General features: G+C 66.6%; 14 protein-coding genes. 9 read left to right on the top strand and 5 right to left on the bottom strand.

The features are described from left to right. The first annotated feature begins 79 nt into the window (after nucleotides 1-79). The 8 genes from ABD678_RS03090 to ABD678_RS03055 are packed head-to-tail and all read left to right on the top strand — an operon-like array spanning nucleotide 80 to nucleotide 9,346. A complete protein-coding gene (locus ABD678_RS03090; protein ID WP_344753597.1) occupies nucleotides 80-1,504 on the top strand; it encodes a flavin-containing monooxygenase in 1,425 nt (474 codons plus the stop codon). 12 nt (nucleotides 1,505-1,516) lie between these two features. Then, nucleotides 1,517-2,371, top strand: a complete 855-nt coding sequence (locus ABD678_RS03085) for an MBL fold metallo-hydrolase (protein ID WP_344753595.1) — start codon at nucleotides 1,517-1,519, stop codon at nucleotides 2,369-2,371. Between the two features lie 23 nt (nucleotides 2,372-2,394). Next, a complete protein-coding gene (locus ABD678_RS03080; protein ID WP_344753593.1) occupies nucleotides 2,395-4,527 on the top strand; it encodes an acetate--CoA ligase family protein in 2,133 nt (710 codons plus the stop codon). After that, nucleotides 4,508-5,701: an acyl-CoA dehydrogenase family protein gene (locus tag ABD678_RS03075; RefSeq protein ID WP_344753591.1), complete on the top strand. Its 1,194-nt coding sequence runs from the start codon at nucleotides 4,508-4,510 to the stop codon at nucleotides 5,699-5,701. The genes ABD678_RS03080 and ABD678_RS03075 overlap by 20 nt, the downstream gene beginning before the upstream one ends. Then, the gene (locus ABD678_RS03070; RefSeq protein WP_344753589.1) at nucleotides 5,698-6,942 is read left to right on the top strand and encodes an acetyl-CoA C-acetyltransferase; all 1,245 of its coding nucleotides are present in this window, start codon (nucleotides 5,698-5,700) and stop codon (nucleotides 6,940-6,942) included. The genes ABD678_RS03075 and ABD678_RS03070 overlap by 4 nt, the downstream gene beginning before the upstream one ends. Next, nucleotides 6,939-7,397: a MaoC family dehydratase gene (locus ABD678_RS03065; protein WP_344753587.1), complete on the top strand. Its 459-nt coding sequence runs from the start codon at nucleotides 6,939-6,941 to the stop codon at nucleotides 7,395-7,397. Before ABD678_RS03070 ends, ABD678_RS03065 begins: the two co-directional genes overlap by 4 nt. 34 nt (nucleotides 7,398-7,431) lie before the next feature. Further along, the gene (gene fabG, locus ABD678_RS03060) at nucleotides 7,432-8,190 is read left to right on the top strand and encodes a 3-oxoacyl-ACP reductase FabG (RefSeq protein ID WP_344753585.1); all 759 of its coding nucleotides are present in this window, start codon (nucleotides 7,432-7,434) and stop codon (nucleotides 8,188-8,190) included. A 28-nt stretch (nucleotides 8,191-8,218) separates the two neighbouring features. Next, entirely contained in the window at nucleotides 8,219-9,346 is a 1,128-nt protein-coding gene (locus ABD678_RS03055) for a zinc-binding dehydrogenase (protein WP_344753583.1), read from the top strand. A gap of 96 nt (nucleotides 9,347-9,442) precedes the next feature. Here the strand turns inward: ABD678_RS03055 and truA are convergent, their stop codons facing one another. Beyond that, nucleotides 9,443-10,363 carry a tRNA pseudouridine(38-40) synthase TruA gene (gene truA / locus ABD678_RS03050; protein ID WP_344754350.1) on the bottom strand — a complete coding sequence of 307 codons (921 nt, stop codon included), beginning with the start codon at nucleotides 10,361-10,363 and terminating at the stop codon, nucleotides 9,443-9,445. A gap of 137 nt (nucleotides 10,364-10,500) precedes the next feature. Between truA and ABD678_RS03045 the strand changes: the two genes are divergently transcribed. After that, nucleotides 10,501-12,525, top strand: a complete 2,025-nt coding sequence (locus ABD678_RS03045; RefSeq protein ID WP_344753581.1) for an acyltransferase family protein — start codon at nucleotides 10,501-10,503, stop codon at nucleotides 12,523-12,525. Between the two features lie 8 nt (nucleotides 12,526-12,533). Here ABD678_RS03045 and ABD678_RS03040 read toward each other — a convergent pair whose 3' ends face one another. The 4 genes from ABD678_RS03040 to ABD678_RS03025 all read right to left on the bottom strand — a co-directional run bounded on the left by ABD678_RS03040 (nucleotide 12,534) and on the right by ABD678_RS03025 (nucleotide 18,994). After that, entirely contained in the window at nucleotides 12,534-13,559 is a 1,026-nt protein-coding gene (locus tag ABD678_RS03040) for a GNAT family N-acetyltransferase (protein ID WP_344753579.1), read from the bottom strand. 230 nt (nucleotides 13,560-13,789) lie between these two features. Further along, entirely contained in the window at nucleotides 13,790-16,855 is a 3,066-nt protein-coding gene (locus ABD678_RS03035) for a hypothetical protein (protein ID WP_344753577.1), read from the bottom strand. A gap of 141 nt (nucleotides 16,856-16,996) precedes the next feature. Further along, entirely contained in the window at nucleotides 16,997-17,377 is a 381-nt protein-coding gene (locus ABD678_RS03030; protein WP_344753575.1) for a RidA family protein, read from the bottom strand. A 12-nt stretch (nucleotides 17,378-17,389) separates the two neighbouring features. Beyond that, nucleotides 17,390-18,994 carry an N-acyl-D-amino-acid deacylase family protein gene (locus ABD678_RS03025; RefSeq protein WP_344753573.1) on the bottom strand — a complete coding sequence of 535 codons (1,605 nt, stop codon included), beginning with the start codon at nucleotides 18,992-18,994 and terminating at the stop codon, nucleotides 17,390-17,392. Nucleotides 18,995-18,998 lie beyond the last annotated feature (4 nt).

Below are 18,998 nucleotides of genomic sequence, written 5' to 3'. Positions count from 1 at the left end.
CTCACATAGTACGATACTGTATAGTACTATTCGTAATAGTAGTCGACCCCAACGACGAGGTCTAAGGAAAGGGTATGCAGTGAAAACTCGGAAGGTCGGGATCATCGGGGCAGGCGCCGCGGGTATCTGCTCGGCAAAGTATCTTCTCGCCTCCGGTCTCGACGTCACGCTGTTCGAGACCGGCTCGATGATCGGCGGTCTCTGGGTCTACGACAACGACAATGACCGGAGCAGTGCCTACGCATCGCTCCACATCAACTCAGAGAAGCGCAACACCCAATTCCACGACTTCCCGTTCGCGGCCGATGTTCAGGAGTTCCCCAGTCATGAAGACATGGCGGACTACCTCGGTTCCTACGCCAGGAACTTCGGCGTGGCCGAACGGATCCGTTTCAACTCGAAGGTGACGCGGGTCACTCCGTCGGTAGACGAAGGCGGCGCGTTGCGATGGGTCATCGAGGTGAACGACGGTGCGGAGCGGCACGAGTTCGATTCCGTGATCGTGGCGGCCGGCCACCTCACCGAACATGTGATGCCTCCGTTCGCCAACGATTTTCGCGGTGAGATCATGCACTCGCACTATTACCGCGTCCCGACCCCGTTCGCAGGCAAGCGAGTGCTCGTCATCGGCTCCGGAAACAGCGGATGCGACATCACGGCCGACGTCTCTGCCTACGCCTCGCGGACCGTTATGGCAGCTAGGTCGCCGGAACTGATCGTGCCGAAAATCTTCATGGGCCGACCAGTCACGCAGATCACCGGTCAATTCGAGAAGCCCTGGCTGCCGTCAGGCTTGCCCCGCCTGGCGCGCAAGGTCATCACCCACCTGTCGCATGGGCCCATGGAGAACTTCGGGCTGCGCACGCCGAAAGGCCGCACGCATCCCACCTCGCATGCGACCCTCATCAACCTGCTCGCCTACCGTCGCGCGTTCGCCAAGCCCGGGGTGGAGAGTGCCTCAGGTGCGACCATCCGTTTCGCGGACGGGTCGAGCGAAGAATTCGACACGGTGATCTGCGCGACCGGCTACGACATCCGCTTCCCCTACCTCGATGAGGCGATCGCGAAAGTCGAGCGCGGAGGCATTGAGTTGTTCAAACGCATCGTGCCGCCGGGCTGGCCTGGGTTGTACTTCGTCGGATACTTCAATACAGCGGGCAGCTCTAACCTGCGCATGTTCGAAGGTCAGAGTCGGTGGATTGCCAAGGTCGAGACCGGGGAGTGTGCTCTCCCGTCACGATCGGAGATGCTCGCCGACGTCGCTGCGACCGACGCCTACTACGAGAATCACTACCCGGGCGGTCCTCGGTACGCGCTGGAGATCGAGCCTCTTCGGTACACGCGAGAACTGAACGCGGAGGCGCGGCGGGGCGCGAAGCGCAGGCGCCGGGTCGTCACCAAGGGCCAGGAGATGAGCCGGAGTATCGAAGATTTCGTTCCTCGGCTGCGCAACTACCCCAGCGGTCGCCGGGTGACCAATCCGTCGCTGGTCTCTCAGCGATAGTCGGGAGGGATCATGGTCTGGGCAGTGACGCCCATCCGGTACGGGCTGCTGAGTCCCATCCCGGGCGCCGTGCTCGGGTGGAAGCCGCCCGACGCATCCGCATTCTCGTTGGTCTCGCTCGGCTACCTCCTGCACGACCCGCAGACCGACCGTCGCTGCCTCGTCGACCTCGGGCCCAGCTCACCGGACGTCGCACGGAGCCGTGACCGCGCCGTCGTCGTCGACGGCGAGTGGCGTGGCGTGGGAGGAGGCCTGCGTGCTGCCGGCTGTGATCCTGCCCAGGTCGACACCGTGATCGTCACCCACGCTCACTGGGACCACTCCTACGGCGCGGAGGAGTTGCCTGGCGCCGAGATCATCGTGCAACTCGCCGATCTCGAGTTCGGGGTCGACGAAAACGGCGCTCAGTCCCGCTTCTTCGACCGGGAGGGTGGCCTGTTCCGACCGGACGCCAGGATCCGGTCGATCGATGGGGATCTCGACGTCGCCGAGGGCCTCCGCTGCGTTCGGGTCGGAGGGCACACACCGGGCAGTCAGGTCGTACTCGTCGACACCGAGAACGGTGTCGTGGCCTGCGTGGGAGATCTCGCCCACCGGTACGAGAACATCCTGGGCCTGAGCGTGGGCGACATTGCGCACCCCTCCGGGCTTCTGGCCGACCACACGCAGTGGGCGTCGGCGATCGACTGGCTGGCAGCCAGATCGGTGATTCCGCTGTTGGCGCACGATGACCGCAGCCGGTTGGTGCTGCAGCACGGGGCGAGGCTCACCGGCCGTGGTGGCCGGTACACCATCCGGTCAGACGCATGGGAGTTGGTGCCGGACCGAGCGAGTTCGGCGGCCGTGGAAGGAGTCAGCGTCGCATGAGGTACACAGGGAGAGAACAGGTCATGCCACAGCTAGGACTCGATTCGGCTCGCATCCGTCGGATGCTCCAGCCTCAGCGCATCGCTGTGGCGGGGTATTCCCCCCGACCAGAGGCCTGGTCGAACCTGCTGGTCCATGCATTGCGCTCGGGGCAGTTCGCCGGGGACGTGCTCGCCCTGCGGCCGAGAAGCACTCCGGAGGGCATGGCCGTCATCCAGGGCCTGGATGGGGAGGCAGTCGATCTGTTGGTTGTCGCACTTCCCGCGGCAGCGGTGCCGGAGGTGATCGCGGAGGCGGCACAGGCGGGCGTGGCGGGTTGCGTGGTGTTCTCTGCGGGCTTCGCCGAGGGTGGTGCAGAGGGCGCAGAACTGCAGCGACAACTCATCGAGGCTGCGGGCGCCATGCCACTCATCGGTCCGAACTCGATTGGCATGGTGAGCGGGCCCGGGCGGATGGTCGCGACCGCGTCGCCCTTCGCGCACCGCAACTGGGCGTCCAACTCGCCGACGGCGGTCGTCTCCCAGTCCGGCGCCGTCGGGTTCGTGCTGTCTGAGGAGCTCAAGCGACACGGCATCGTGCCTCGCTATTACACCAGCGTCGGAAACGAAGCGGTGATCAGCGCGGTGCAGTTGGCGGCGGCCCACCTCGACGAGCCCGAGATCACCTCCCTCGGGCTGTACCTGGAGAGCATCACCGAGCCGCGCGAACTGCATCGCCTAGGGATCGTCGCCAGGGAGCGCGGCGCCACCGTGACGCTTCTGACCTCCGGGACATCAAGCGCGGGAAAGCGGGCAGCGCAGTCGCATACGGCGGCCGTGGTCGGGGATCGTCTCCTTCTGGGCGCCCTGTGCGACGACGCCGGAATCGTCGTGACCGGCGACGAGGGACAGTTCGCGGCAGCGCTCGCCATGCGCGCGCGAGGCACGGCCTATTCGCACCGGCCCGAGCGGGTTGCTGTGCTAAGTATGTCGGGTGGCGCAGGAGCGATCATCGCCGACCGGCTCTCGGATGCCGGCATCACCGTCCCCGAATTGTCCGAGAGTATGGTGAAGGCCATCTCCACCGACTTCGATTTCGTCACATCCGCCCAGAATCCGGTCGATCTCGGCGGGATGTTCCTGCGCCACCTGTCGGAGATCGGCACCCTCACCGGGACGATCGCACGCAGCGGCGAGGTGGACGCCGTCGTGCTGTTCCTCACCAACGGTCAACTCAACCTGGACGAGTACCGCACCCTGGGCGAGCGCCTTCGCACCCTCGCCGTGCCCGCCTGGCTCGTGTGGGCCGGCGCCAGGGAAGGCGACCTCGAGCAGAGCGGATTGGAAGGCGTGGTGCTGCCGTCGATCGGTGCTCTCCGGCAGGGTCTGGAGGCTCTCGCCTCAGCCGACTGCACTCCGGAGACCGCACCGGAGGCTCAGGAGACCACATCTGCGATCACCGCTGAGACATTGCGCCTGTGGGACGCGAGCACACAGAGCGTTATGACCGAGAGCGTGGCGAGGCCCATTTTGGAGAGTCTCGCGGCTCCTTACGCGGAAACGGTCGATCTGTCGATCGAGGATGCGATGGCCGGGCACTTCACGGCGCCCGCCTACCCGGTGGTCATCAAGGGAGACTCCCCGCAGGCACCCCACCGAGCTAGGCTGGGGCTCATCCGCCTGGGGGTCAGCTCAGGTGACGAACTCCGGGCGGGGATTGCCGACCTGGTGCGCCGGATCGACGAACTTGGCATCCCCAGGGACGAGGCCCGCATCCTGGTGCAACGCCAGCGCACCGCGATCGGCGACTTCAGCCTCGGGCTTCTCCGCGATGAAGACTATGGCGACTTCGTGGTCGCCGGCCCGGGCGGCGCCGATGTCGAGCGGTCGGAACTGCACCGCTATGCGATTCCCTTGCCGCTGACCGCGGCGCGAGTGTCCCGCCTTCACCGGCACGCCCAGCGGATCGCCGGGGTCGACATCCAGCAAGAAACGTTCGGCGACCTCGCCACGGCACTCGGTTCTCTCGTCGAGCTTCCGGGCCGTGTCACGGACGCAGACCTCAATCCGGTTCTGGTGGTGGAGGGCAGCGACCTGGTGCTCGTCGACTCGCTGCTCGTCGTCGACCGGACGCCGTCCCCTCAACCGAAGGAGAGTCATGACCGCAGCACTCAGTGACGCCGAGTTGATCTGGGCGGCAGACTTCGTGAGAGATCGTGTGCGGCCGCTGGAGTCGCTGCCGTTCACCCCAGAACTGCGCTCCACGTTGGTCAACGACCTCGGAGCAGAAGTTCGCGCGCGCGGCCTGTGGGCCCCGCACCTGAGAGTCGAGGATGGTGGTGCTGGCTTCAGCTGGGCTGAGATTGCCAGAATCTTTGAAGTGCTCGGAACCAGCCCGCTCGCGCCGCTCGCCTTCGGTTGCTGGCCGCCAGACAGCGTGAACGCCCAGATGATGGCCGAATGCGTCACCGAGGCGCAGCGCGAGCGGTGGTTGCGGCCGCTGATCGAGGGGGAGATCACCACAGCGTTCGCGATGACGGAACCGGATGCGGGCTCGGATCCCTCACTGCTGGGCTCCCGTGCAGAGTTCGTCGATGGCGAGTGGGTGCTCAATGGCCGCAAGATCTGGATCACCAACGGTTCGCGTGCGGACATGGTGGTGGCCCTGTTCGTCACCGGCGCCGATGAACGGGGACGGCCGCAGGCGTCGCTATTCCTGGTGCCGCGGGACACGCCGGGGTTCACCGTCGTGCGGGACCTCCCGCATATCGGCAACCCGGACGGGAGCGATCAGGTGGTCGACCTGCACAGTGAGCTCGACTTCACCGACGTTCGCCTGCCCGGCGAGGCACTGCTGGGTCAGGCCGGTGACGGCTTCCGACTGGCGCAGCTCCGGCTCGCGGCGGCGCGCCTGCAGCATTGCATGCGCTGGATCTCCCTCGCCGAGGAGGCGCTCACGCTGATGAGCCGGCGCGCTGCGACCCGCCGGGCACACGGCGGGCTTCTGGCCGACAAGGCCACCGTGCAGCACTACATCGCCCGTGCCGCCACCGGCATCCACCTGTCCCGCCTCCTGGTCACCGATACCGCCCGGCTGATCGACGAGAAGGGCACGCGGGCCGCTCGCGTCGAGATTGCCATGTGCAAGGTGTACGTCGCGAACGTGCTCGGCCAGACCATCGACGACGCCATCCAGGTGCACGGTGCCGCCGGCATCTCCGCCGACTTCCCGCTGGAGGCGATGGCACGCTTCGCCCGCGGCGCCCGCCTGCTTGACGGCCCGGACGAGGTGCATGAGATGGTTATTTCACGCAGCACCGTTGCTGCCCGGGCCACCGAGGAGACAGTATGAGCACACCATCCGCTACCGTCATCGTCGCCGCTCGCCGATCCCCGATCGGGCGCGCCTACAAGGGCTCGCTGCGCGAGGTGCGACCCGATGACCTGCTCGTGCAGATGTTGCAGGCCGCCCTCGACGATGTTCCGGCGCTGGACCCGGCCGAGGTGGAGGACCTGATCGTCGGCTGCGGGCTGCCTGGCGGAAGCCAGGGCTACAACATCGCCAGGGTGGCCGCGGTCATGCTCGGCCATGACGACATGCCGGGCACCACCGTGACGCGGTACTGCGCGTCGAGCGTCCAGGCCCTGCGGATGGCGCACCACGCCATCCAGTCAGGCGAGGGCGAGGTCTTCCTCGTCGGCGGCGTCGAGTCCCTGTCGTTTCTGCGCCAGGGGAGCCCCGACGACATGCCCGACTCCCGCAACCCGCTATTCGCGGATGCCCAGGCGCGCACGGTCGAGCGCTCGGGTGCTGATGCGCCGGACTGGGATGACCCGCGCGACAGCGGGCACGTTCCCGACATCTACATCCCGATGGGACAGACGGCCGAGAATGTCGCCCAGGTGTACGGGATCGATCGCGCCGCCCAGGATGCCTACGCCCTGCGTTCGCAAACCCTCGTGCGGGAAGGCGTCGAGTCCGGTTTCTTCGCCCACGAGATCACGCCGGTGCGCCTCGCGGACGGCACCCTCGTCAGTGCCGACGACTCACCGCGGCCTACAACGACCCTCGAAGGCCTCGCCGCGCTCGACCCGGTGTTCCGCCCTGCCGGCACGGTGACGGCGGGCAACGCCTGCCCGCTCAATGATGGCGCTGCCGCGCTGGTGGTGATGTCAGAGGAACGCGCCCGCAGCCTCGGACTCCAGCCGCTGGCGGAAGTCGTGGCGACTGGGGTGAGTGCCCTCAGCGCCGAAATCATGGGAATGGGCCCGGTGGACGCGATCCGCAGCGTCGTGGGGCGCGCCGGGCTGAGCCTCGACGACATCGACCGCATCGACATCAATGAGGCGTTCGCCGCCCAGGTGATCGCCTGCATCCGCGAGCTCGGTGTCGACCCGGATCGGGTGAACTCCCGAGGCGGCTCGCTCGCGATGGGCCACCCGTTCGGCATGACCGGCGCCCGCATGGTCACCAGCCTGCTCAACACGATGAGCCAGGGCGGCGACCGCTACGGGATCGTCTCGATGTGCGTCGCCGGCGGGCAGGGCATGGCGGTGCTGCTGCGTAACCGACAGGAGGAGGAAGACCAGTGACCATTCCACAAGTCAGCGTGAACGAGTTGGCCGACCACCTCGGAACGGAGTGGGGCCCCACCGAGGTATTCCGCATCGACCAGGATGAGGTCGACCAGTTCGCGCGGTTGGTGCATGACCAGCAGTGGATCCATGTGGATCCGGAGCGTTCAGCGTCCGGGCCGTTCGGCGCCACCATCGTCCATGGATTCTTCGCCCTGGCCATGTGCACTCGCATTCTGGACGAGTCAGTCGAGATCACCGGATATGCGCAAGCCATCAACTACGGGCTCGATCGGGTGCGCTTTCCGCGTGCCCTCCCGGTCGGAGCTCCGGCAGCCGGCACCGTCCACCTTGACAGCGTTGCGGAGGTCGCCGGAGGAGTGCAGGCCGCCTTCGACATCACCCTGACCGTCGAGGGTGATGACCGGCCGTGCATGGCCGCACGCTTCCTCGTGCGCTACCTGACCGCCTGATCCGGTCGCACACCCACCAAGCAAGGAGAGCAATATGAACACTCACAAACGCGTAGCAATTGTGACCGGCGCCGCCAGGGGCATTGGCGCCGCCATCGCCCGCCGGCTCAGCGACGACGGGGTTGCCATCGCCGTCGTCGACCGGGATGGCGCCGGAGCGGCAACGACCAGCGAACTGCTCGTCTCCGCGGGCGGTGAAGCCCGCGCCTTCACATTGGACGTCACGGATTCGGCAGGAGTCGCCGAACTGGTCGACGACGTCGCGGCGACCCTCGGGGCGCCCACCATCCTGGTCAACAATGCCGGGGTGATCCGGGATAACTCGCTCTTCAAGATGAGCGACGACGACTGGGATGTGGTGATGAACGTGCACCTCAAGGGAGCCTTCCTCATGAGTCGCGCCATTCAGTCGCACATGGTCGCGGCCGGGTGGGGACGCATCGTGAACCTCTCCAGCAGTTCTGCGCTGGGCAACCGGGGTCAGGCCAACTATTCTGCCGCGAAGGCCGGCATCCAGGGCTTCACCAAGACCCTCGCCCTCGAACTGGGCCGATTCGGGATCACCGCCAATGCGATCGCCCCCGGCTTCATCCAGACCGACATGACGGCGGCAACTGCTGAGCGCCTCGGCATCTCCTTCGAGCAGTTCATCTCGCAGAGTGCCGAGCAGATTCCGGTGCGGCGCGTAGGCCAACCGCAGGACGTCGCGGAGACTGCCGCATTCTTCTGCTCGGATGCCGCCGGCTTCGTCTCCGGCCAGGTGCTCTACGTCGCCGGCGGCCCGTTGGCCTGATCATCATCGATTCGAACCGAGGACAGCCATGAAAATCTCCGTACTCCGTGAAGCGAACCTGCCGCAGCCGTATGCCGAGAGCCGCCCGCTGCAGCTCGAAGAGGTGGCGGATGTCATGCCGCGCCGGGGTGAGATCGCCGTGCGCATCGCCTACTCGAGCCTGTGTCACTCAGATCTCTCGGTAGTCAACGGATCGCGCATCCGACCGCTGCCGATGGCCCTGGGCCACGAGGCGGTCGGCTGGGTGACCGAGGTGGGCGACGGCGTGGACGACCTGGTGATCGGCGACCACGTGGTGCTCGTGTATGTGCCCAGCTGCGGCCGCTGTGCCACCTGCCTCTCCGGCCGGCCGGCACTCTGCCCGCAGGCTGCGGCCGCGAATGGCACTGGAGACTTGCTGCACGGTGAGGCACTGCTGCGCGGCTCTGATGGCGAGCGGATCAACCACCACCTCGGCGTGTCCGCGTTCGCGGACCGTGCCGTGGTTGCACGTGAGTCAGTCGTGCCAATTTCCTCGGACATCCCGGATGAGGTCGCCGCGATGTTCGGCTGCGCTGTGTTGACCGGGGTCGGTGCCATCACCAACACCGCCCAGGTGACGGCAGGACAATCCGTCGCGGTGTTCGGGCTGGGTGCCGTCGGCCTGGCAGCGGTGATGGGCGCCGCCCTGGTGGGAGCCGGACCGATTTTCGCGATCGACCCGATAGAGGCCAAGCGCGAGTTGGCTCTGAAAGCGGGCGCAACCCACGTCATCGCGCCCGATGGCCTTGACGCGCTGCTGCGCGAACTCAAACTCACCGGTGTGGATATCGCCGTGGAGGCTGTGGGCTCGGCGCGGGTGATCGAGGCGGCACTGGCCGTGATCGACCGTGGTGGTGCCGTCGTCACAGTGGGGCTTCCGCATCCGGAGCAGACCCTTACCGTGCGGGCGCTGCAGTTCGCGGGGGAAGGCAAACGCCTACTGGGCTCCTACATGGGCGATGCCGTGCCGGCTCGGGATATTCCCCGATTCCTGGAGGACTGGCGTGCAGGCCGCCTGCCCATCGAGCTGCTGCACACCGACACCCGCCCCCTCGATGACCTCAACGAGAGCCTCGATGCCTTGCACAGCGGACAGGTCGTGCGTCGACTGTTCAGCGCTAGACGATATGAGTAGCAGCTCTTGAGGCTGGGGCCTCGGTTCAAGTAAACGTGGGTTGCCAGCCGTGGAGGGTTGGCCTATCCGACAGTTGAACGTGGAGGCCCCAGTTTATTACTCATCGTAGTTTTGTTGGTTTGGATGTGCACGCTCGAAGGGTCGCGGTCGGTCCGCCGCCTCAAGGGGCCCCCGCCTCGCGCGGGTCTGCTCGGCCCGCGCCGCGAGCTCCCCATCGTCCGGATACCCGACCTCGAGAAGGGTCAACCCCTTCGAGGGCACGACCTTGAACTCGCTCGTGCGCTCCAGCGCGTCCCGGATGCCGACGAGCCGCTCCAGGGTGAGCCTCCCCTCCCCGACGGCGATCGTCGCGCCGACGAGGGCGCGCACCATGCTGTGGCAGAAGGCATCCGCCCTGACGCGCGCGACGAGGATGCCGTCGTCCTGCCGGGACCAGCCGAACTCCTGGAGCGTGCGGATGCTCGTCGAGCCGTCCCTCGCCTTGCAGAACGAGGTCCAGTCGTGGAGCCCGAGCAGAGAGGCCGCGGCGTCTTCCATGAGCGACGCGTCGAGCGCGCGGGGGTACCACAGGGTGCCGCGCCGGACGAGCGGGTTTCGCGGGGCGCGCGCATCCGCCACCCGGTACTCGTACCGGCGCCACACTGCGGAGAACCGAGCGTCGAATCCGGTTGGGGCGAGGCTGGATGACGTCACCACGACATCCGTGTCGAGGCCGGCGATGCCGTTGAGTCTGTGCGCGAGCCTCGCGACGGACCCGCCGTTGCGGGCACGGGAGAAGCCGGAGAACTGGGCGGGTGTGAGGTCGAGGTGGGCCACCTGTCCGAGGGCGTGCACACCGGCATCCGTTCGACCGGCGACGGTGAGGGCCGGTGCCGCACCGTCCCTCGAGAACACGGTCGCGAGCGCGGTCTCGAGCTCGCCCTGCACCGTGCGCAGGCCCGGCTGCCGTGTCCAGCCGCGGAAATCGGTGCCGTCGTAGGCGATGTCGAGCCGGATGCGCGTGGCCTCCGGCACGATCGACGCAGTGCCGTCCACCACCTCGTCCACCCTTTCGTCTTCTGGCGCTGCCACAGGCCGAGTCTATTCCGCAAGGGTTCCGAGAGATGGGGGCGGCGAGTTGACCGGAGCGATCGGTTGGGGGGACGCTTGTCGGGATGTCCAGGAAGTCAACGCCCCCGACCCCGCCGAAGAGGTTGCCCCCGCCCAACCCGCCCAAGGCCTCGCAACCCAGGAAGTCGACGAGCGGGAAGAGCGCGTCGGCCGCGCGCCCTGAGTCTTCCGCACGCCCTGGGTCTTCCGGGCTCGCTGGGCCCGCCAGGTTCGCCGGCCTCGACGGCCTGCGCGCGATCGCGGTGCTCACGGTCGTCGCCTTCCACCTCACGCCGGGCGCCCTGGCGGGCGGCTACCTCGGGGTCGACCTGTTCTTCGTCATCAGCGGCTTCCTCATCACGGCGCTCCTGCTGCGCGAACGCGAGAAGACCGGACGGATCCGCCTCTTCGATTTCTGGCGGCGCAGGGCACGGCGGCTCCTGCCCGCGCTCGGGATTCTGCTGCTCGCCTGCTGCTCGGCCGCGCTCCTCGTCGGCGGCAACGTACTCGTCGGCCTCGGCCGCCAGGTGCTCGGCGCTGCGACCTTCAGCAGCAACTGGCTGTCGATCGCCGGCGAGCACAGCTACTTCACCGAGTCCAACCCCGAACTGTTCCGCAACCTCTGGTCTCTCGCGGTCGAGGAGCAGTTCTATCTGATCTGGCCGCTCGCGCTCCTGGCCCTCCTCTTCGTGCCGAAGCGCAGCATCCGGGTCGGGATCGTGGCTGTGGTCGCGATCGGCTCCGCGGTCGCCATGGCACTCCTTCATCTGCCGGGCGGCGATGCGACGCGCGTCTACTACGGGACGGACACCCACAGTTTCGGCCTCGCGATCGGTGCAGTGCTCGCTCTCGCGAGCCAACGATGGTCGACGGGGCCATTGTCCACACCACTGGGCTGGTCGCGATGGCTCCGCGCCGCGATCCCGGCCGTCGGCCTCGCCGCGATCGGCGCACTGCTCGTGCTGACCGTGATCATGCCCGCCGACGAGCCTTTCGCCTACCGCGGCGGTCTGGCCCTCGTCTCCCTGCTCACCGCCATCGCGATCGCAGGGGCCGTCTTGCCTGGTTCACTCCTCGGCCGTGGTCTCGATGCGCAGCCGCTGCGCTGGATCGGCGAGCGCTCGTACGGCCTCTACCTCTGGCACTGGCCGGTCTTCGTGATCGTCGCGGCGTCACTGCCGAACCTCGCCCCGGAAGGCACCGGCGTCTGGGACCCCGGCGCCTGGGCGATCGGCGGCATCGCCTTCGCCATCACTGTCGTCGCCGCTGCGCTCTCCTACCGGTTCGTGGAGCAGCCGATCAGGAGGAGCGGATTCCGGGCGACATTCCGGTCCTGGTTCGGCGGATGGTGGGAGTCGTTCCCGCGGCTGGCGGCCGGTCTCGTCGCGGTGTGCCTCGTCGCCGTCGCGGGCACGGCATCCGTGTCGGCGATCGTCTCCGACCCCGGGGAGACGGATGCCCAGGCGATCATCGAGGCCGGCGCCGCCGCGATCGCGCCGCCACCGGCACCGACGACGACCAGCGGCAACGCGCCGAGCGCACCGGCGCCGACCGATTTGCCTGGCGGCGACCAGATCTATGCCATCGGCGACTCCGTCATGCTCGCCTCGGCACCCCAGCTCCAGCTCGCCTTCCCCGGTATCGCGATCGACGCCACCGTCTCGCGCCAACTCTCGGCGGCGCCCCACATCGTGCAGGCGCTCAAGGACAGCGGAGCCCTTCGGCCGACACTCCTCCTCGGGCTCGGCACCAACGGCCCGATCGACGCCGCGGCGCTCGAACAGGTTCGCGACATCATCGGTCCGCGGCACCAGCTCATCCTGGTGAGCGTGCAGGCGCCGCGCGGCTGGACCCCGGGCGTCAACGCGACGCTCGCCGTCTTCGCCCAGCAATACCGCAACGTCGAGCTCGCGAACTGGCGGGATGCGATCGCCGGCAACCTGAGGCTCCTCGCGCGGGACCGCATCCACCCGGGGGACGCCGGAGGCAAGATCTACGCGGGAACCGTGCGCGATGCGCTGCAGCGGCTTGCCGAGCTGCCTCCCGTGCTCTCGGCCAACGAGTACGGGCTCGCGCCGCATCCGCTCTGACGACCGGGCTAGAACACCTTGTTGAGCTGGAGACTGCGGTTCGCCTCGACGAAACCCACCCCGGTGTAGAGGTCGAGCGCACCGGTCGGATTCTCGGCATCGACATCGAGCACGGCCTTCTCAAGATCGGCGGCGGCGATCGCTTCGAGCGTGCGGGTGAGCAGGGCCGGTGCAATCCCCCCTCGGCGGTGGGCGCGTCGCACTCCCACGAGATCGATATAGGCGGAACTGAAACCCTGCGGTACGAAGTCCTCCTCGTTGACCTCGCTGAGCACGAACCCGGCGACGTCGCCATCGGGGGCGATCGCGAGGAAAGAGAGGTCGGAACGGAACACCGAACGACCCACCATCTCGTTCCAGTTCTCCTCCGTCGTCGGCTGGCTGCCCCAATGGTCCCGGAATGCGTCATTGCGCGCCAGCCGAGCTGCCTCGGATCTCGCCGCGTCGAACGGCACGATCCGATACCCCTCGAGCGGCCGCGGAGAGATCGGCTCGGAAAGGTCCCGGCGCAGTTCGAGGAAGTAGCGAGCGATCTGGAATCCCGAGCGCTCGGCGAGACGCACGGTGGCGGTCGCCCTTTCGTCGGTCCACACGATCATCCACCCCGGCAACGCCTTGTCCGATTCGGCGAACTGCTGCAGCGCGCGGGCCTCCTGCCAGGCCAGAAGCTGCCGTCCGATGCCCTTGTCTCGCTCCGAGGGCCGGACGCCGCCCAAGAAGATCGAGCGGACCAGCGTCTCCTGACCGGGGCCGAGCACGACCATCCCGTAGGCGACAACCTGACCGTCGCCGTGCACCGCAAGAAGCGAGTCGCGCTCCAGGGACACGTAGGAGTGGCCGAGGTCCTCCTCGATCTCCTCCCGCGTCGTCACGAAGTGCGGATGATCGACGGCGTCGATGGCTCGAGCGCAATCGAGGATGATGTCAACGTCGCTCGCGGTCGCCGGTCGCCAGGTGAGGTCGTCGATCGATGACGGGACCGGGAGGCTGCGGGGTGCGACGATGCGGTGGCGCAGAGGGGCAATACTGCTCATGGATCACGACACTACGACATGGAGATCACGAACCATGGTGTCGATAGCGCCTGCCACCCGTCGTTAGCCTGACATCCCGGAAGACCCTAGCTACCGACACGGGGGAGGTTGATCAGATGCGATCCGCTGCCGTAGTAGATGCTCCCGTCATCGCCCAAGGCCATGACAGGGATTTGTGCGGTGCCGTCGACGAGCTTGCGGTATCCTCTCTGACGACCTCGCCGGGGACCCTAGTCACCCAGGCGGGGGAACTTGAAGAGGTGGGCTCCGTAGGTCCCGGTGGTTCCGTAGTAGATGGTTCCGGTCTTCCCGAGCGCCAGTACGTGGGTGGTCCCGGTCGAGAGCTTGCGATACCCCAGGGTGGCAGGATCGATCACGGTGACGTAGCGTGCGATGTTGGTGTAGAGCATCCCGTCGGGCCCCCAGTCGAGGTAGAACTCGCGCCACGTATTGCCTCGTGCCGAGCCGTAGTAGATCAGCGTGCTCTTGACGATCTCCTTCGCCGTGGTGTCGGGGTTCATGGCATAGATCGCGAAACCGGTTCCACCCTCCGTCAACTGGCCATATGCTGCGCCCCAAAGCCGTCCGTCGGGGCCGAAGGAGAGACCGCCGAGCAGTTCCGGGGTCGCCATGCCGGGGATCTCGGGGACCCAATCGGGGACGACCCTGTTGCCGGTCGCCGTGTTCAACTCGAACAGCTGGGCGGTGGTGGTCGTGGGGTCTTTGCCCAGACCACCGTAGATCGATGTCCCACCGAAGAGCGTGTCGCCCCGGTTGGCCAGGGAGACGATGGTCTGATCCGGCACGAAATCGGGCTCCGCCGCCCATCCGGACCCTTCCGTATAGGTCAGAAGGCTCCCACCCACCGTGTTGTAGTCCGGCACCGATCCGACGAAGATCTTGTCGGTACCGGTGGCGAAGGCGATGGGCCTGTCCTCGTTTCCCGGGGGGCTCGTGAGGGAGAGCGAGGGGTTGGTGATGGAATAGCCCTGGCTCGGATCGTAACTATAGATCCTGGCGTCGGGGTAGGTCCCGATGTATGCCCTGTCCTTCAGGAAGCCTGTCTGCACGATCTGACCCGGAGAGCCCTCCTGCACCGCATACTGCCCGGCCCCTTCGTCGAAGATGCTCATGCCGCTGATGTAGCCGCCCAGGTAGAGTTCGCACGTCGGCTGGGATGCGGTGGTGTCGCAGCCGGGGGAAGCGGCCATGCTGTTCAGATTCACCGCCACCGTGTCCAGGGCGGGAACGGTGAGCGGCGGGGTCAGTTGCCCGGACTGAGGATCATAGGTCCTGTAGCTGGCGTCCTCGGAGAGAATCCCCAGCACCTGGTGCCCGCCCGCCGTCACCCAGCCCATGGCAACAGTCGTGCTCGAGGTCAGGGTCACCTTCGGCAAGACCTCCTGGATCGAGTGACCGCTGACGTTGTAGGTCCACAGGCTATTGCTGCTCGGATTCCGGAAATAGAGCAGGTTCGCATTGGCCGGCGAGGGAGGCGAGATCATGCCGTCGAAGGAGTCCGGACTGGTGACCTGCGTCTCCAGCTTCACCTGGAATGTCGTCGCGTCCAGGACGATGAGCTTCGTCGCATCCCGGACGTACAACATGTTGTCGTACGACCAAATGTTGTGGATGAAGTGTCCGGTACCATCCCCGGGAAGCGGGATCTCGGTATATTGTGTCGGATCGCTCCGAAGATAGCGGATCAGGTGCCGGTTCCCCCCGGTCCCCGCATAGACGTAGTCATCGTCGACGCCCACGCCACGAACGTAGTGCTCGCCGGCGAAGACCGTACCGAAGTCGGCGACGGCGCCGCCAGCGGTGTTGTAGCTGAAGAGCTTGCCATTCTCGGTCGAGGAGGTGCCCCCGTAGAGCATTCCGTCCGAGCTTGCGTCGAGGTCCCAGATGAAGTCATCGGAGGTCACTTCGCCCAAGGCCGTCACCTTCTTGGCGGCCGGATCGTATTTCCAGAGGCTGCCCGACGACGTGTTGCCGAAGTAGGCGTTCCCGTCCGACCCCACCGTGACCGCGTGCGTCTCGGTGAGCCCCGGGACCGCCTGCTGGAAGTCGACCGCCCCGGTCGCCGCGTCGAGCGCATAGAACTCTCCGATCGCTCCGTCGAGGGCGAAGTACACCTGTCCGTTGCCGAACGCCCCGCCGAGGGTCTTTCTGATCTTCACCGCCTCCCCGAGATCGACCCCTCCGCCGTAGGCCGAGACGACGGGGTCCGCGTCGGCAAAGGTGACGTCATCGATATACGATTCCGTACCGCCGGTCGAGTCCGTACCGGACGTGATCAGGACACGTGCGTAGGTCGCGGTCGCCGGAACCACGCTCTCCACCCTGAGCTGCTCCCATTGGCCGGGATCGCCTACCGCGGCTTGCATCGAGTTGCCGACCTGGGCATCGCCACTGTTGTAGAACTTCAGAGCGAGAACAGGCTTGTCCGTGCCTCTCATCACATAGGCACTGGCGCTGTAACTCGTCCCCACGGAATTCGCGGGGAGCATCAACGCCGCGGTGTACAGGCCGACTTGAGCGCTGTCGTCGCTGTCGGTGAACTTCACACTCTTGCTGCCGGTGTGGTGCTGCGCCGTGGTCGAGGTGATGCCGACCGTCGTGGCCGTCGGGTACTTCAGCCAGTTCAGGATGACCCCGTCCGAGTTCAGCATCTCGAAGCCGGGGTTTTTCTCCTTGAGCTGATTGGGGTGCGCGGTCAGCGTGACATCGTCCGCATACGCGGTGCCCAGATTCGCCGATGACGAATAGAGCAGGACACGTGCCTTGGTCGCATTCGACGGCGGCGTTCCGTCCAGCCGGACCTGCGTCCACAGATTGGCCGGCCCGGTCACCGTCTTGGCGACCTGGCCGAGCTCCACGCCCAACGAGCTATAGAACTTCAGATAGACAATGGTGCTTCCGGTGACCACCCTGATGCTGGCGCCGACGGTGTAGTTCACATCTGCGGTCACGTTCACGAAGTCGCTGAACAGGCCGACGGCGGCGCTACCGTTACCGTCGACGATAAACACGCTGTTCTGGGCGCTGTGCACGTGCGCGGTGCTCACCGAGACGGATGTGTTCGAATCCGGCGGCAATGGATCCGAAGGAAATCTCGTCCAGTGCGAGATGGCCGTGGCAGACTCCTCGAACCCGGGGTTGCTCAAAAGGTTGACGGAGTCCGCCGTCGCCGGTGCTGTCGGCGCCGGCGGCACGAGGCCCAGGCCGAGAAGGACAGCGGCCGTCACCACCGCCCCGATGCCGAATCCTCGGTGCCGGTTTCTTGTCGTTGTCACAATCGAGGCCCCCTCGTCTCTCGAGCGACGGCCACAGTGCCGCCGCTCGTTCCGTCATCGAGTCCCACGCGAGGCTCGAATTACGGTCCAGACCGTAGTGCTTCCCGTAGGTTAGGGGCAGAAAACGGATACTGTCAAGAGCTACTCCGACAGAGCGACGACCACATCGATCTCGACGAGGATGTCGAACAGGTCCGAACCGACTGTCGTACGGACCGGGAACGGCGCCGTGAAGAACTCCAGGTAGGCATCGTTGTACTCGGCGAAGTCCTGTTTGAGATTCTGCAGGTGAGCCGTCACCTTGACGGCGTCATCGAGAGTCGCGCCATGCTCGGCGAGGACTGCGGCGATGTTGCGCAGCACCTGCCGCGTCTGCTCTCCGACCGTCGCCGGGATCTTGCCGGTGGCAGGATCGACCGGACCGAAGCCGGCGGTGAACAGGAAGCCGTTGGCAACGACTCCTTGACTGTATGGTCCGGCGGGCACGGGTGCGTTCGGTGTCGTGATCGCGGTCTTGGTCATGTGTTCCATCCTTTACTCGTGAGCATTTCGCTGATGTGGTGCTCTTTCTCTCCGTCGGAGCCCCCGGCCGGGATGTGCGCCGGTCAGTGCCCCCCCGTCGAGTACTCTTACCCCGCGGACGAAGACGTCATCGATCCCCGTCGCCAGGGCGCGGGGCTCATCGTAGGTCGCATGGTCCGCGACACGGTCCGGATCCAGAACGACGATGTCGGCCACCGCTCCCGGGACGAGCCGCCCACGATCCGCGAATCCGAAAAGCTCCGCAGGCCCCGCGGCAAGATGGACTGCAGCGGTCGGCCAGTCGTAGAACCCTTCTTCGCGGGTGTACCGGCGCAGGAAGCGTGCGAACGTTCCATAGCCGCGCGGATGCGGGTGGGCACCGACGAAGATCCCGTCCGAGCCACCGACATGGCGTGGATGCGACAGGATTCGGCCGAGCTCCTCGACCGGGCGCGGATGCCGAACGGCCATGACGGCGTTCACCTCCAGGCGCGAGGCGACGAGAAGGTCCAGTGAGAACGTCACCGGATCCTGTCCCACCCGTTCGCTCGCCTCGGCGAGGGTCAGGCCGTGTGCCCAGTCGTACTCCGCCGCCGCCGCGATGTGCCCCAGGGTGATCATCGCCGGCCAATCCGGACCGAGGCTGGGCTGCCTCGCGACCCGCGGGAACCAGTCCCTCCGCAGCCGGTCTCGCACCTCGGGCCGGGCCAACTCGGCAACGATCTCCTCGACGGGCCTTATCGCGAGTTCCGGAGGCAGCAGCGGCATTCCGAGCAGGGTGCAGCCTCGCGTATACGGATACGCGTCGAAGGTGATCTCCATGCCCCGCCCGGCGAGTGAGGACATCAGTGCCACGAGAATGTCGGCCGGCGCGTGGAAGTGGGAGACGTGAGCGCGCACCCCCGAGGCCAGGCAGATCTCGACGACCTCCTCGAGTCCTGCTGCCGAATTGGTCTCGTACCCCCCGCGCATATGACTCACGTAGATCGCGCCGGCTCGCGCGACGGGACGACACAGCGCGGCCAGTTCGTCGCTGTCTGCGTAGATCCCCGGCACATAGTCGAGCCCGGTCGAGAGCCCGATCGCTCCGTCGCGGATGCCCTCCTCGACGAGGCGTGTCATCCGGCCCAGCTGCTCGAGGTCGGCTGGAGCGGGGCTGCGTCCCATCACCTCGTGACGCACGGTTCCGGCCGGTACGAGGTAGGCGAAGTTGAGCGCCGTTCTGTCGTCGTAAGTGGCCAGCAGCTCGGCGACGGACGACCCCCGATAGCTCGGGTGCGCTCCGTTGATCGCGGCGAAATACTCGGAAGCGAACCGTCCGTCGCCCGGGGCGTAGGAGACTCCGTCCTGTCCGCCGATGACCGTGGTCACGCCTTGCCGCAACAGGGCCAGCTGGACATCGCTGCGGAACAACTGCCCATCCGCATGCGAGTGCGTGTCGATGAAGCCCGGCAGGATGAAGCGGCCGGTGCACTCGACTTCGACGTCCCCGGACTCCGGCTGGACGGCGCCCACGACGTCGATCCGTCCTCCGACGATGGAGAGATCCGCACGGAAGGGAGCACGACCGCCCCCATCGACGATCGTCGCGTTCCTCAGTACCTGACGTGGTTCCATCGGT

The organism is Leifsonella bigeumensis (genome assembly GCF_039537265.1).
Taxonomy (GTDB): Bacteria; Actinomycetota; Actinomycetes; order Actinomycetales; family Microbacteriaceae; genus Terrimesophilobacter; species Terrimesophilobacter bigeumensis.
This window is presented reverse-complemented; position numbering and strand designations above follow the sequence as displayed.

What these genes read in the sequence shown, in the direction of transcription:
- ABD678_RS03040 (WP_344753579.1), bottom strand. Translation starts at nt 13,559, where the DNA reads ATGAGCAGTATTGCCCCTCTGCGCCACCGCATCGTCGCACCCCGCAGC.
- ABD678_RS03025 (WP_344753573.1), bottom strand. Translation starts at nt 18,994, where the DNA reads ATGGAACCACGTCAGGTACTGAGGAACGCGACGATCGTCGATGGGGGC.
- fabG (WP_344753585.1), top strand. Translation starts at nt 7,432, where the DNA reads ATGAACACTCACAAACGCGTAGCAATTGTGACCGGCGCCGCCAGGGGC.
- ABD678_RS03070 (WP_344753589.1), top strand. Translation starts at nt 5,698, where the DNA reads ATGAGCACACCATCCGCTACCGTCATCGTCGCCGCTCGCCGATCCCCG.
- ABD678_RS03075 (WP_344753591.1), top strand. Translation starts at nt 4,508, where the DNA reads ATGACCGCAGCACTCAGTGACGCCGAGTTGATCTGGGCGGCAGACTTC.
- ABD678_RS03030 (WP_344753575.1), bottom strand. Translation starts at nt 17,377, where the DNA reads ATGACCAAGACCGCGATCACGACACCGAACGCACCCGTGCCCGCCGGA.
- ABD678_RS03085 (WP_344753595.1), top strand. Translation starts at nt 1,517, where the DNA reads ATGGTCTGGGCAGTGACGCCCATCCGGTACGGGCTGCTGAGTCCCATC.
- ABD678_RS03045 (WP_344753581.1), top strand. Translation starts at nt 10,501, where the DNA reads ATGTCCAGGAAGTCAACGCCCCCGACCCCGCCGAAGAGGTTGCCCCCG.
- ABD678_RS03080 (WP_344753593.1), top strand. Translation starts at nt 2,395, where the DNA reads ATGCCACAGCTAGGACTCGATTCGGCTCGCATCCGTCGGATGCTCCAG.
- ABD678_RS03055 (WP_344753583.1), top strand. Translation starts at nt 8,219, where the DNA reads ATGAAAATCTCCGTACTCCGTGAAGCGAACCTGCCGCAGCCGTATGCC.